13 protein-coding genes are annotated in these 13,724 nt (G+C 68.2%); 5 read left to right on the top strand and 8 right to left on the bottom strand.

Translation table 11 applies throughout. The features are described from left to right. Positions 1 to 3 precede the first annotated feature (3 nt). Complete coding sequence (locus tag AC5P67_RS06865; RefSeq protein ID WP_012479639.1) at positions 4 to 786, bottom strand: enoyl-CoA hydratase/isomerase family protein; 783 nt, start codon at positions 784 to 786, stop codon at positions 4 to 6. 167 nt (positions 787 to 953) lie between these two features. Between AC5P67_RS06865 and AC5P67_RS06860 the strand changes: the two genes are divergently transcribed. The 3 genes from AC5P67_RS06860 (at position 954) to AC5P67_RS06850 (ending at position 3,575) form a co-directional block, all read left to right on the top strand. After that, positions 954 to 1,655, top strand: coding sequence for an FKBP-type peptidyl-prolyl cis-trans isomerase (locus AC5P67_RS06860; RefSeq protein WP_005408797.1), 702 nt, complete (start codon positions 954 to 956; stop codon positions 1,653 to 1,655). Between the two features lie 217 nt (positions 1,656 to 1,872). Beyond that, complete coding sequence (locus AC5P67_RS06855; protein WP_049395294.1) at positions 1,873 to 2,676, top strand: CoA pyrophosphatase; 804 nt, start codon at positions 1,873 to 1,875, stop codon at positions 2,674 to 2,676. Beyond that, a complete protein-coding gene (locus AC5P67_RS06850) occupies positions 2,673 to 3,575 on the top strand; it encodes a sulfurtransferase (RefSeq protein ID WP_076739118.1) in 903 nt (300 codons plus the stop codon). The genes AC5P67_RS06855 and AC5P67_RS06850 overlap by 4 nt, the downstream gene beginning before the upstream one ends. A gap of 270 nt (positions 3,576 to 3,845) precedes the next feature. Here the strand turns inward: AC5P67_RS06850 and AC5P67_RS06845 are convergent, their stop codons facing one another. Next, complete coding sequence (locus AC5P67_RS06845) at positions 3,846 to 4,412, bottom strand: N-acetylmuramoyl-L-alanine amidase (protein ID WP_111118089.1); 567 nt, start codon at positions 4,410 to 4,412, stop codon at positions 3,846 to 3,848. 72 nt (positions 4,413 to 4,484) lie between these two features. Here AC5P67_RS06845 and AC5P67_RS06840 point away from each other — a divergent pair, with 72 nt between their 5' ends. Together AC5P67_RS06840 and rlmKL are read left to right on the top strand one after the other, a co-directional pair. Further along, positions 4,485 to 5,012, top strand: a complete 528-nt coding sequence (locus AC5P67_RS06840; protein WP_099527142.1) for an alpha/beta hydrolase — start codon at positions 4,485 to 4,487, stop codon at positions 5,010 to 5,012. A gap of 145 nt (positions 5,013 to 5,157) precedes the next feature. After that, complete coding sequence (gene rlmKL, locus AC5P67_RS06835; RefSeq protein WP_111118090.1) at positions 5,158 to 7,296, top strand: bifunctional 23S rRNA (guanine(2069)-N(7))-methyltransferase RlmK/23S rRNA (guanine(2445)-N(2))-methyltransferase RlmL; 2,139 nt, start codon at positions 5,158 to 5,160, stop codon at positions 7,294 to 7,296. Positions 7,297 to 7,416: 120 nt separating this feature from the next. Here rlmKL and AC5P67_RS06830 read toward each other — a convergent pair whose 3' ends face one another. From AC5P67_RS06830 to aptA, 6 genes are all read right to left on the bottom strand, one after another. Further along, positions 7,417 to 7,746: a DUF3325 domain-containing protein gene (locus AC5P67_RS06830; RefSeq protein WP_111118091.1), complete on the bottom strand. Its 330-nt coding sequence runs from the start codon at positions 7,744 to 7,746 to the stop codon at positions 7,417 to 7,419. Next, positions 7,743 to 9,380 carry a PepSY domain-containing protein gene (locus tag AC5P67_RS06825; RefSeq protein ID WP_495214412.1) on the bottom strand — a complete coding sequence of 546 codons (1,638 nt, stop codon included), beginning with the start codon at positions 9,378 to 9,380 and terminating at the stop codon, positions 7,743 to 7,745. The genes AC5P67_RS06830 and AC5P67_RS06825 overlap by 4 nt, the downstream gene beginning before the upstream one ends. After that, the gene (locus AC5P67_RS06820) at positions 9,377 to 9,691 is read right to left on the bottom strand and encodes a DUF3649 domain-containing protein (protein ID WP_033834719.1); all 315 of its coding nucleotides are present in this window, start codon (positions 9,689 to 9,691) and stop codon (positions 9,377 to 9,379) included. Before AC5P67_RS06820 ends, AC5P67_RS06825 begins: the two co-directional genes overlap by 4 nt. A 246-nt stretch (positions 9,692 to 9,937) precedes the next feature. Beyond that, positions 9,938 to 11,224 carry a DUF445 domain-containing protein gene (locus AC5P67_RS06815; protein WP_024958724.1) on the bottom strand — a complete coding sequence of 429 codons (1,287 nt, stop codon included), beginning with the start codon at positions 11,222 to 11,224 and terminating at the stop codon, positions 9,938 to 9,940. A 118-nt stretch (positions 11,225 to 11,342) separates the two neighbouring features. Then, positions 11,343 to 12,221 carry a ParB N-terminal domain-containing protein gene (locus AC5P67_RS06810; RefSeq protein ID WP_111118093.1) on the bottom strand — a complete coding sequence of 293 codons (879 nt, stop codon included), beginning with the start codon at positions 12,219 to 12,221 and terminating at the stop codon, positions 11,343 to 11,345. Positions 12,222 to 12,284: 63 nt separating this feature from the next. Then, complete coding sequence (aptA, locus tag AC5P67_RS06805; RefSeq protein WP_049451321.1) at positions 12,285 to 13,637, bottom strand: omega-aminotransferase AptA; 1,353 nt, start codon at positions 13,635 to 13,637, stop codon at positions 12,285 to 12,287. Between the last annotated feature and the right edge of the window lie 87 nt (positions 13,638 to 13,724).

Genomic DNA, 13,724 nt, shown 5'->3' with positions numbered 1-13,724 from the left:
GCGTCAGCGGTTCTGGAAGGCCGGCGGGCGGCGCTGCAGGAAGGCGCTGGTTCCCTCGCGCATGTCCTCGGTGGCGAACAGCAGGCCGAACTGTGCGCTTTCGTATTCCAGCCCGGCTTCCAGGCTGCATTCGCCGCCCACGTGCACCGCATCGAGCAGGCCGCGCAGGGCCAGCGGCGCCGAGCGTGCCAGCTGCCGGGCGATGTCCTGCACGCGGTTGTCCAGCGCGTCGGCCGGTACCACCTCGTTGACGATCCCCAGTTCCAGCGCACGTGCGGCATTGATCGGTGCACCCAGCAGGCATAGCTCCAGGGTGGCGGCGCGGCCGCACAGGCGCAGCAGGCGCTGGCTGCCGCCGAAGCCGGGAATCAGCCCGAGATTGATTTCCGGTTGGCCGACTTTGGCGGTATCGGCGGCAATGCGCAGGTGGCAGGCCATGGCCAGTTCCAGGCCGCCGCCCAGGGCAAAACCGTTGACGCGGGCGATGACCGGTTTGGGCATGCGCTCGATCTGGCGCATCAGGGCCTGGCCCAGCAGCGAGAAATCACGTCCCTGAACCGCGCTGAGTGTGTTCATCTCGGCGATGTCAGCGCCAGCCACGAACGCCTTCGGGCCGGCACCGGTCAGCACCACCACGCGGATCTCCGGGTCTGCGGCGGCGGCGCTGAAGGCCTCGGCCAGGGCCTGCAGGGTCGCGGCGTTCAGGGCGTTGAGCTTGTCCGGGCGCTGGACGGTCACGGTGCGGATGGCGCCGTCGTCGGTGACAGCGATCAAGGCATCGGCCACGGGGAAACTCCTGGAACGTTAAAAAAAAGTGATATTGAACTCCGCGAACGCAGACGGGTCATAGCCTGCATCGTGAGTAGCGGTTACACGTTGCGCCCGTTATCCTAACCCGTCGCCTCAGGGCGGCGCAGAACGTCCCTGAGTTACCACCCCTGGAGAACTGTTTGATGAAGTTGCGTTCTATCGCGGTCGCCGTCGCGGCCCTGGCCCTGACGGGCAATGCCTTCGCCCAGGACGTCTCGTCCGAAAAGGGCAAGCTGAGCTACTACTTCGGTTACGACTACGGCAACAACCTGGCGGAGCTGACCGGTCGTGGTGAGCAGCTGGACATCAACTCGGTGGTGAAGGGCCTGCAGGATGCCTACGCCAAGAAGCAGCCGGCGATCACCGCCGAGCAGCTGAAGCCGGCCGTTGAAGCGTTCCAGAAGCGCGAGCAGGGCCGTGCCCAGGCTGCCAAGGCCGAGTACGAGAAGGCTGCTGCCGAAAACAAGACCAAGAGCGATCAGTTCATCGCGGCGAACAAGGCCAAGGCCGGCGTGCAGTCGCTGCCGAGCGGCGTCCAGTACCGCGTGATCGAAGCCGGCAAGGGTGCCAAGCCGACCCAGGCCAGCACCGTGCAGCTGGAAGTGGCCGGTCCGTTCCCGTACGGCCAGCGCCCGACCGAAGCCCGCCCGGCCCAGCAGATCCCGTCGATCAAGGTCAGCGAAGTCGAAATGAAGGCCATGCGCGAGACCCTGCTGCAGATGCCGGCCGGCTCGAAGTGGGAAGTCACCCTGCCGCCGGACCAGGCCTACGGTGCGGACCCGCGCACCCCGTTCCCGCCGAACGTGGCTGTGCAGTTCGAGATCAAGCTGGTCAGCGTCAAGTAAATCGAAGCAGTAAACCAAACGCGCCGGTGATCCCACCGGCGCGTTTTTGTTTGCGCAGTGCCTGACGGTAGAGTCGACTGTCAGTCGACTGCTCTTGGGTCACATCGGGGAAACGCCCGCGCTGCGCGCGCGAGTCGACTGACAGTCGACTCTACCGTCCGACCGGCCGACCCGCGCAAATTCAGCCCGTTCGCGCTACTGTTGCCGGGTGCAAACAATGGAAGAAACGGCGCGTGTTGTCGCAAGTCCCTGCATCGGAGTGTGCACGCTGGATCCGCACCGGCGGTGCACCGGCTGCGGACGTCATATCGATGAAATCGCACGGTGGCCGTCGATGAGCAACGACGAACGCAGTCGCATCCTGCATCGCGTGCAGCCGTTGCGGGCGCAGCTCCAGCAATCACTGCGCGGCTCGCTGGCCGACCACGAACGTTTGATGCGCGCGCTGCATCCGTTGGCCGATCCGCCGGCCGGCGATGGCTGGAACCGCAGCGAACTGATCGATCTGCTGCCGCCCGGGCCTCCGGTGGAAGCGGCCGTGCTCGCGGGAATCGTGCCCCGCGCCAGTGGCGCGCAGGTGATCCTCACCCGTCGCACCGAAACCCTGCGCACGCACGGTGGCCAGGTCGGATTCCCCGGCGGCCGCACCGAGCCCGACGACCGCGACGCACTGGCGGCAGCATTGCGCGAGAGCCAGGAAGAAATCGCCTTGGCTCCGGGCCAGGTGCAGGCGCTGGGCTATCTCGATCCCTTCGTGACGATCACCGGCTATCGGGTCACCCCGGTGGTGGCGGTGGTCGATCCGGACTTCGTGCCGGTGCCGCAGCCCAGCGAAGTGGCCGAGGTGTTCGAGGTGCCGCTGGACTACCTGATGGCGGCGGACAACCTGCGCCAGGTCGAAATCAACCATCGCGGCCGCATCCGTCACGTCCTTGAGTACAGCTGGCCCGGCCAGCGCATCTGGGGCGCCACCGCGGCCATTCTCTACAACCTGCGTCGCCGCCTGGAGCAAGTGCAATGAACCCGATCGATCCGCCGTGGACCACCCTGGTCGATGTCGCCACCCTGGCTGCCGCGTTGGGCGAGGGCATCCGCGTGGTCGACGCACGCGCCACCGCCAGCACCGCGGTGCGCGTGGTTGATGCGCGTTCCTCGCTGGCCGATCCGCAGGCGGGTAGCGGCCAGTACCTGGCAGGTCATATCCCGGGAGCGGTGTATGCCGATCTGAATCGTGACCTGTCCGATCTGTCGCGCGTCGGCCATGGTCGCCATCCGCTGCCGGACAGCGATGCCTTCGCCGCGAAGCTCGGCCAGTGGGGTATCGGTCCTGACACGCAGGTGGTGGTCTACGACGGCAGCGACGGCAGCATGGCCGCCTCGCGCCTGTGGTGGCTGCTGCGCCTGATCGGGCACAGCAAGGTGGCCGTGCTCGATGGTGGTATCGCCGCGTGGCAGGCCGCAGGGCAACCTTTGGCGACGGGGCCGGACGAGGTGACCACGCTGCCGGCTTACCCGGGCCGTTTCGACACCACCCGGATCGCCAATGCCGAGGAGATCAGCGCACGCCTGAAGCACGCGCCGGGCTGGCTGGTCGACGCACGCGCGGGCGAACGCTTCCGCGGCGAAGTCGAGCCGCTGGACCCGGTCGCCGGCCACGTACCCGGCGCGGTCAACCGTCCGTTTGCGTTGAACGTGGCCGACGGCCGGCTGCGCGATGCACAGGAACTGCGCGTCGAACTGCAGGGTGTGATCGGCAACCGTGATCCGCAGCAGGTGGTGCTGATGTGCGGCTCCGGGGTGACCGCCTGCCACCTGCTGCTGGCGATGGAAAGCGCAGGCCTGAGCGGCGCACGCATCTACGCCGACTCCTGGAGCGGTTGGGTGAGCGACAGCAGCCGCCCGGTGGCGACCGGCGCCTGAGAAGCGCGGGGTCGGATCCGTTTTCCAACGGAAAACGGCTCTGACCCCGTGCCGACCAAGGTCGGCACCCACCAACAGCGGCAGAAATCTGTCGAAGGCGGGGTGGGTCCGGTTGCGGGGGTGTCCGCGGCATGGACGCCGCGGCCAAGCCCCCATGGACGGGTTTACGGCGTCCCCCGCAACCGGACCCACCCCGCCATCCCCCGGAATGCCAGCTCTTGACGTTGACGTTGACGTTGCTTCTGCGGGTGCAGGGCGCAGCCCTGCCGCTTACCCAACCGGCTGCAGCGGCACCTTCGCCAGCACCCGCGCCCACGGGAACAACGGCCCCGGATCACGCTTGCGCGCCACCATCAGCGTCGGATCATCGCTGGCCGGCACCTGCTCCCGATCCAGCTGGTCATGCCCGGCAATCCGCTGCAGCGACCGATAGCGTGCCACCAGCGCCAACAGCAGCTGCTCCAGCGCTTCCAGCTGCGCCTCGGTGTAGGCCTCGTCCATCGCCTGGTGACGGCTGTCGAACCAGTGCGGGTAGCGCCCGGTATTGACCAGTTCGATACCCAGCGTATGCGCGTTCATGCCGCGCACGTGGTGGGCCACCCGTTCCGGTGCCACGTACTGCACCACGCTGCCATCGCGGTCGATGTAGAAATGCCCGCTGTTGCCGGCACCACTGTCGTACAGCACACGCTCGCCGTACTCGCGGGCCATCGCCAGGTCGGGCAGCTCGGTGCAGTGGATCACCACCATCTCCAGCGTGGCCGGGTCGCGCAGTGGCAGGCGGTCTTCGTAGGGCAGGGGCTGCAGCTGCAGGCCGGGCAGGAGCGGGTTGGGCATCGGGCGATGCTAGCATTGCGGCATGAACCTGCCTTCTCTTTCCTGGTTGGCCCGCGCCCACGGAGCGCGCGCATGAGCCGCGGCCACTGCATCCTGTCCCACGGCTTCGAGAGCGGCCCGGAGGCGACCAAGGTCACCGCGCTGGCCGACGTGGCGCAGCGCCTGGGCTGGACCCATGAGCGCCCGGACTACACCGACCTGGACGCGATGAGCGAGGTCAGCCGGGTGGGCGACGTGCCGACCCGCCTGCGCCGCCTGGTTGAACGCACCGCCATCGCCGCCCGGCAGGGCCCGGTGGTGCTGGCCGGCTCCAGCCTGGGCGCCTACATCTCCGCCATCGCCTCGCTGCAGGTGCCGGTGGCCGGCCTGTTCCTGATGGTGCCGCCCACCACCATGGGCCCGATGCCGGTGCTGGATGCCGCCGCCGTGCCGACCACTGTGGTGCAGGCCTGGCATGACGATGTGGTCCCGGCCGCCGGGGTGATCGCCTGGGCGCAGGCGCGTTCGGCGCAGCTGCTGCTGGTCGACGACGGCCACCGCCTGGAACGCCACGTGGAGGCCTCCGCGCAGGCCTTCGAGCGCCTGTTGCGGCAACTGTGAAGCCCGGGCGCACGGCGCGCCCGCCCGCATTGACTACAATGGCAGCCCCGCCGCCCCTGGCGCGGGCCTGCCGGCCGTGCCTACGGCCCTCCTTTCCGACCGGCCCGGCCCCTGTGCCGCGCCCGACCACCTGCGAACCGATCCCGTGAAATTCTTCGTCTCCTGCGCCAAGGGCCTGGAATACCTGCTTGCCGATGAACTGTCGGCCCTGGGCCTTGGCAAGGCCACTGCCACCATTGCCGGCGTCAACGCCGAGGGCGAACTGGAGCAGGCGCTGCGGATCGTGATGTGGTCGCGCCTGGCCAGCCGCGTGCTGTGGCCGATCGACGAGTTCGAGTGCCCGGACGAGCAGGCCCTGTATGACGGCGTGCGTGCGCTGCCGTGGCACGAGCACATCAAGCCGGAGATGACCCTGGCGGTGGACGCACACGTGTCCGGCGACAAGATCACCCATGCCCGCTTCGCCGCGCAGCGGATCAAGGACGCCATCGTCGACCGCATGCGCGATGAAGGCCTGGAGCGCCCTTCGGTCAACACCGATCTGCCCGATGTGCGCGTCAACCTGTCGCTGCGCAAGGGCCGCGCTTCGTTGTCGATCGACCTCGGCGGTGGCCCGCTGCATCGCCGTGGCTGGCGTGGCGCCGCCCACGAGGCACCGCTGAAGGAGAACCTGGCCGCCGCGCTGCTGCTGCGCGCGCAGTGGCCGCGCCTGCACGCCGCCGGTGGCGGCCTGCTGGACCCGATGTGCGGCAGCGGCACGCTGCTGATCGAAGGCGCGCTGATGGCCGCCGACGTCGCCCCGGGCCTGATGCGCCACGGCAGCCTGCCGCCGAGCCGTTGGCTGGGCTTCGACAAGGCGGCCTGGAAGACCCTCCAGAGCGAAGCACGCGATCGCGAGGCCGCTGGCCTGGCCGCGCTGAAGCCGGTCATCCACGGCAGCGACATCGATCCGACCGCGATCCAGGCGGCACGCGAGAATGCCGAGGTCGCGGGCGTCGCCCACGCGATCCGTTTCACCCGTGCCGACGTTGCCGACCTGGCCGCGCCGGAGCAGGAGATCGGTGCGGTGGTCTGCAACCCGCCCTACGACGAGCGCCTGGCTGCGGATCCGGCGCTGTACCGCGCATTGGGCAATGCCCTGCAGAAGGCGGTGCCGCAGTGGCGCGCCAGCCTGCTGTGCGGCAACGACGAGCTGGCCTTCGCCACCGGCCTGCGCGCGGGCAAGAAGTACCAGATGTTCAACGGTGCGCTGGAATGTGCGCTGATCGTCTGCGACCCGATCGCCGTGCCGGGCCGTGATCCGGCACAGCCGCGCGAGCTGAGCGAAGGCGCGCAGATGGTGGCCAACCGCCTGCGCAAGAACCTGAAGAAGTTCAAGAGCTGGCGTGCCCGCGAAGACATCACCTGCTTCCGCGCCTATGACGCCGACCTGCCGGAGTACGCGGCCGCCATCGACGTGTACGAGGAAGACGGCGGCAAGCGCCGTACCTTCCTGCACGTGCAGGAATACGCCGCACCGGCCGCCATTCCCGAGAACGACGTGCGCCGCCGCCGCAACGAGCTGCTGGCTGCCGCGCGCGAAGTGTTCGGCGTGCCGCCGGAACAGGTCTCGATGAAGTCGCGCGAGCGCGGCAAGGGCGGCAGCAAGTACGGCCGCTTCGAGCAGCGAGATGAATTCATCGTGGTGCGCGAGAACAACGCACTGCTGCAGGTGAACCTGTTCGACTACCTCGATACCGGCCTGTTCCTCGACCATCGCCCGCTGCGCCGGATGATGGCCGAGCAGGTGCGTGGCAAGCGTTTCCTCAACCTGTTCTGCTACACCGGCGTGGCCAGCGTGCAGGCCGCCGTGGCTGGTGCCGCCAGCACCACCAGCGTCGACCTGTCGGCCACTTACCTGCAGTGGTGCTACGACAACCTGGCGTTGAACGGGCAGGGCGGCAACCAGCACCTTCTGGTGCAGGCCGATGCGATGGCCTGGCTGGAAGGTGACCGTGGCCAGTACGACGTGATCTTCTGTGACCCGCCGACCTTCTCCAACTCCGCACGCGCCGATGACTTCGACGTGCAGCGCGAACAGCTGAAGCTGCTGCGTGCGGCGGTGGCGCGGCTGGCCCCGGGGGGCGTGCTGTACTTCTCGAACAACTTCCGCCGCTTCAAGCTGGAAGAAAACGCCATTGCCGAATTTGCCCAGTGCCGCGAGATCACCGCGCGCACCATCGGCCCGGACTTCGAACGCAACGCGCGCATCCATCGCGCGTGGGAGCTGAAGCGGTTGGGGTAACACGACGCCCGGGGTCGGATCCCCTGCGCGAAGCGCAGGGGCTCTGACCCCATCTGGATCTACGTACCAGGGGTCAGAGCCCTTGCGCTTCGCGAAAGGGATCCGACCCCGGTGGCCCGGCTACAGCAACGCCACCACCAGCCCCAACACCGGCAGCGCGATCGCCAGTGGCACGATCCACTTCGGCTGGTACGGATACAACCCGAACGACAGCGCCACGCCGCCCACAGTCATCGTGCCCAGCCACAGCACCGGGCCAATCGCCCAGCCGTGGTCGGCCACGCACAGTGCGAACGCTACCGCCAGCAGTGCCCAGCCCAGTACCCGCCACTGCGTGCGCCGTGCCGGGGGGGCTGCAGCCTTGCCGTGCAGATCGTGCTGGTGCTTTTCCATCGCCAGCGACAGCGCAGTAAACGCAGAGAACGACAGGGTCAGCGCCAGCAGCATCATGCGCTGGCCTCCGCTTCGGCCGCTTCTGCAGTGTTCACCGATGCCTTCGGCGCAGCCGCAGCGGCCGCACGCTTCTTCTTCTGGGCCGCACTCAGCGGTGGCGTCCAGCGCTGCATGCGCCAACCGCACAGCGCCAGCATCGCGCCGAACGCGATCATCGACAGATCGAAGCCAGCCAATACCCAGTCGCCGTTGCGCAGGGTGTTGCCCAGGTGCGCATGCGTGGTCAGCGCATTGACCACCGGTACCAGTGCGAACGCGGCCGCGCCCAGGTAGAGCTGCCACGCCCACATCATCCGCTTCGGCCAGATGAAGGCGGCCAGCAGCGCGCCGGCCCAGGCGTAGAAGAACACGTTGGCCTCCGCACTCGAGCGCTCGGCGATGTCCAGCGGCAGCAGGCGGTTGCCCCAGAAGTAGGCGGCGAAGGCGATCGGCAGGCCGGCCACGGTGCCGATGTTCAGCGCATCGACCAGGCGCAGGCCGAAGCCGGTGCGGCCGCTCTTGGCATGCTTCGGGCGTTCCTTCACCGCCCACAGCACCACGCCGCTGGCCACCATCAGGCAGCCGACCAGGCCGGACAGGAAGAACAGTGCACGCAGGCCCCAGTCGGCAAAACGCGCCAGGTGCAGGCCGTACAGCACGCCGCGGGTGGCGGTGGCACCGCCGGAAGGCGGCGTTTCCTCAAGCAGAGCACCGCTGACCATGTCGTAACGCACGGCCGGGGTGTCGATGGACAGGCGCTTGCCGTCGCGCTGGCGGATGTCGATCACCGCATTGGCCGCGCCCGGATTGGACACGGTGAAGCCGGCCACCTCCACGCCGTGCCAATGCGCGCGCGCGCTGTCCAGCAGTTGTGCGATCGGCAACGGCGTGGCGTGGCCCTCGGCGGGCGCGGTCACTTCCGGGAGGCCGCCGAAGGCCTCGAAGAAGAACGCGTCCTCGTCCTGCGGGTAGGCCACCTTCACCCCCCACGGCAGGTACATGATCATCAACGTCACAATGCCGGTGTAGGTGATCATCGCGTGGTAGGGCAGGGCCATCACCGCGCTGACGTTGTGGAAATCAAGCCAGGAACGCAGGCCCTTGTCCTTGCGGAAGGTGAAGAAGTCCTTGAAGATTTTCTTGTGGGTGATGACGCCGGTGATGATCGCCACCAGCATGAACATCGCGCAGAAGCCGACCAGATAGCGTGCCCACAGCACCGGGATGTAGTGCAGGTCGAAGTGCAGGCGATAGAAGAAGTCGCCGCCGCGGGTCTCGCGCGCTTTCAATGCCTGGCCGGTGTTGGGGTCCAGCGTGGCGTCGCCGAAGCCACTGCGGCGGCCACGGCTGGGATCGGCCAGTTCCGGCGGCAACCGCCAGAACATCTGCATGGCCGGGTTGCGCGGCTGCGGCAGTGTGACGAACCAGTTTTCGGCCTGCGCGGCGTTGGCCTGCAGGTAGTCCACCGCGCGCTGTGCGGCGACGTCGATGCTGACGTTGCTGGACGGCAGTTCCGGCCGCATCCAGCGGCTGATTTCCTCCCGGTAGTAGCTGGCCGTGCCAGCCATGAAGATCAGCAGCAGCAACCAGCCAACCAGCAGCCCGGTCCAGGTGTGCAGCCAGGCCATCGACTGGCGGAATCCGTTCTTCATGCCCAGGCCCCCATCAGGCGCGCAATGGCGGCCATCAGCAGCGCGGGCGCGAGGATGCCGACCCAGGCGCGCAGCGCGCTGCGGGTGGCGAATGCCCACAGTGCCGCACAGGCGGCGACCAGGATGGCCAGCAGCATGCCGGTCAGCACGGTCTGGCCACGTGCGCCGGGCAGGGCCACGGCGCAGAACACGCTGGTCACCGAAGCCAGCGCGTAACCGCCGAAGATCGCGGCCAACGAGCGTGACAGCACGCCCCAGCGCGGGTTGGAAAAGAAGGTGCGGGGGCTGGCGGTTGCGGGCGAGCGGTCCACGGCATTCCTGCAGGTAGGAGAGGGGATGGAACGCGTCCGCGGCCCCCTTGCGCCCTGCGCATGTCGCCCAGCGTGTCCCATCGACAAAGCACGGCCCGCGCAGACGGGCAGTCCAGAGGTCGGGGATGTACACGGGCGATGGGTGCGTCTCCCGCACCCGATTGGCTAAGCGTACAACCGATCAGTAAATGATAGGCATTCGCATTTTATGAATCAAGCGTGATGACCCGAGGGGCGCGTTGAGGCCTAGAACCTGAACACCACTGTCGCCGCATGCAGCAGCAGGCCGATCAGGCCACCCACCAGGGTGCCGTTGAACCGGATGAACTGCAGGTCGCGGCCCACGCTCAGTTCCAGCTGTTCCACCAGATGGCGCTCGTCCCAGCCCTTCACGGTCTGCGCGATATGCGTGGTCACGCCTTCGCGCAGGCGGCCGGTCAGGCGTTGCGCGCCTTCCAGCAGGTGCTGGTTGAGGGCCTCGCGCAGCGCCGGGTCGGCCTGCAGGCTGGCACCGAGCGAACCCAGGCTGCGCTGCAGGTGGCCGACCAGCGCCGAGTCCTCGCGCTGCAGGTCCGCGCGCAGGCTGGCGTGGATGCGCGCCCACAACCCCTGCACGTAGTCCTGCAGGGCCGGATGGTCGATCATTTCCTGCTTGAGCTGTTCGATGCGCTCGGCCAGGGCCGGGTCCTCGCGCAGGCGCTGCACGTAATTCTGCAGCCAGCTCTCGTAGTCCTGGCGCAGCGGATGCTGCGGCTCGGCCAGTACCTGCTGCAGCTCTTCCAGTACCGCGCGGGCCAGGCGCTCGGCCAGGCTGTCGCCGATCTCGTCAATCGGCTTGACCCAGTTCACCGTGCTCGACAGCGTCGGCCATTCGCGTTGGATGTAACGCACGATCAGCTGCGAGGCGCGTTCTTTCACCTCGGGCTGCTCGAGCCAGCGGCCCAGCCGCTGCAGGCCTTCGTCCAGCACGCGCTGGTGGCGACCATCGGCGGTCAGCAGGGCCAGCAGTTCACCGGCAGTGGCAGCGGCATTCCACTGCCGCAGCTGCTGCACAACGAAGCCGTGCAGCTGCCGGCGCACGGCGGTTTCGTCGAAGAAATCCAGTGCCTGCAGCGCCCAGCCGCGGGCCATGTCGGCCAGCATGCGCGAGCGTGCCGGGTCGGCCAGCCAGCTGCCGAGGCGGCTGGCCGGATCGAACACCTGCAGCTTGGCCAGCAGCACGCCCGGCTCCAGGAACTGGTCGCGCACGAACAGCGCAAGGCTGTCGCCGATGCGTTCCTTGCTGCGCGGGATGATCGCGGTGTGCGGGATCGGCAGGCCCATCGGCCGCCGGAACAGCGCGACCACGGCGAACCAATCGGCCAGTGCGCCCACGGCTGCGGCCTCGCAGAACGCCGAAACCCAGGCCCAGATGCCGCGCTCGCCCTGCCAGTGGCTGACCGCGAAACCGGCCAGCATCAACAGCAGCAGGCCCAGCGCGAGGGCTTTCAGGCGCCGCAGCTGAGCGCGGCGCGGATCGTTGGCAGACGTCATGCCGGAAGTCTAACCGGCACGGCATGAGCATCTGGTAGTGCCGGCCGCTGGCCGGCATCCTCAACGCACCCGATACGTTCATGGCGTTGCCGGCCAGCGGCCGGCACTACCCCTTGGTTCAGAGCGCTTCCAGTTGCTTGCGCAGCGCGGCCAGTTGCGCGCGCAGGGTGTCGTTCTCGCGGGTCAGCGCGACCACCCGACGGCGCAGCGCCGGTGCGTCCTCGCCCAGCTGCTCCAGCGCCGACAGCACCTCGGCATCGCGGCTGGCGATCTCGTCCTCATTTACCTCCTCGAAATCCATCTCGGCTGCTTCCGGCTTCGGCGCACGCGGCTTGCGCTTGGACTCGCGCACGCGCTTGGCGGCCTGCTTCAGCTCGTCCTTGCCACCGGCGGCGGCGGCGCGCTGCTCTTCTTCCGGCAGGTCAGCCACGGCGGCGGCGGCGCTGATCGAGATCACGCCGGCCTTGACCGCTTCCACCACCTCGGCCGCGGCCTGGGCGTGGATGCGCTCGATCATGCCAACCTGGCTGGTGCTCAGCTTGGCTTCGCGGGCCAGCTCGGCGCGGCTGATCTTCGGCGCCGGTTCCCACGGCGGGCTGTCTTCACCGGCCTCATCGGTGACGTCGGCAGTGCCATCGCTCTCGCGCTGCAGCTGCGCCTGCTCGATCTGCTTGCGGGCGGCCAGGATGTCGCGCTTGCGCAGCGCCAGCACGCCGCGCTGGAAGTCGGACACGCTGCGACGGCCCAGGTGCTGCTCGATCATCCACAGGTGCACGTCTTCCATGCTCTGGAAGCGGGTGTTCTGTACGGTGTTGAAGGGCAGGCCATGCTTCTGGCAGATGCCGAAGCGGTTGTGGCCGTCGACCAGTACGTTGCCCCACAGGACCAGCGCGTCACGACAGCCCTCGGCCAGGATGCTGCGCTCCAGCGCGTCATGTTCGTCCGCAGTCAGCGGGTCGATATAGGCCTTGAGTTCTTCTTTGACGACGATATCCATGGGCACGGCAGCGAGCAGGAGCGGAACCGCCCATTGTACCCGCTCGCCGCCGCCGGCCAGGGCTCAGGCAGTGGCCCGGATCATCTCGCCCAGCGTGCCGGTGATCTGGTCGATCTGCGCCTTGTCCACGATCAGCGGGGGCGACAGCGCGATGATGTCACCGGTACAGCGCACCAGCAGCCCGCCGTCGTGGAAGCAGCGCCGATAGACCTCGTAGCCCCGGCTGCCCGGCGCATCGCGGCGAGGCGCCAGCTCGACCGCGCCGACCAGGCCGAAGTTGCGGATGTCGATCACGTTGGGGAGGCCCTGCAGCGCATGCAGCCGTTCCTGCCAGTACTCGCCCAGCTCGATGGCGCGCTCGAAAAGGCGCTCCTCGGCGTAGACCTCCAGCGTGGCCAGTGCGGCCGCGCAGGCCAGCGGATGCCCCGAACAGGTATAGCCATGGAACAGCTCGATGGCCTGTGGCGGTGCCTGCATCAGGGTTGCATGCACCGCGTCGCTGGCCAGCACGCCGCCCAGCGGCACTGCGCCGTTGCTGACCGCCTTGGCGAAGGTCAGCAGGTCGGGGGTGACCCCGAAGCGCTGTGCGGCGAATGGCATGCCGACCCTGCCGAAACCGGTGATGACCTCATCGAACACCAGCAGGATGCCGTGGTGGTCGCACAGCTCGCGCAGGCGCTGCAGGTAGCCCGGCGCCGGCAGAATCACCCCGGCGGAACCGGCAATGGGTTCGACGAAGACCGCCGCGATGGTTGAGGCATCATGCAGTGCGATCAGTCGTTCCAGGTCATCGGCCAGCTCGGCGCCCTGGCGCGGCAGGCCTTTGCTGAACGCATTGCGCTGCAGGTCCAGGGTGTGGCGCAGGTAGTCCACGCCGCCCAGCTGCAGGCCGAACGCCCTGCGGTTGTTGGGCAAGCCGCCCAGCGCCATGCCGCCGAAGCCCACGCCGTGGTAGGCCTTCTCGCGGCTGATGAAACGCGTGCGCTGGCCCTCGCCACGCTGGCGGTGGTAGGCCAGCACGATCTTCATCGCGGTATCCACCGCCTCCGAGCCGGAGCTGGTGAAGAACACATGGTTCAGTGGCGTCGGCGCCAATGCGGCCAGTCGCTGCGCCAGCGCGAAGGCCGGCGGTGAGCCCATCTGGAAGGCCGGCGAGTAGTCGAGCGTGCGTGCCTGCTCGACGATGGCCTCGACGATGCGTGGGCGGGCATGGCCCGCGTTGCAGCACCAGAGGCCGGCGGTGCCATCGAGGATCTGGCGACCGTCGACGTCCTCGTAGTGCATGCCTTCGGCGCGTACCAGCATGCGCGGCGCGGCCTTGAACTGGCGGTTGGCGGTGAACGGCATCCAGTACGCCTCCAATGACTCCGGGCGTTGGGTAGCCAGATCGTGCAGGTCGCTCGCGGAACGCTTCATGCCAGCTCCATCGGGTCCGATGGGGGAAATGTAGCGCAGCCACGTCACGGCGGAGTCGCGGCCGCGCCGGTATAACCGGGGAAACTG

The organism is Stenotrophomonas sp. YJH_SMC_21 (assembly GCF_059369555.1).
This window is presented reverse-complemented; position numbering and strand designations above follow the sequence as displayed.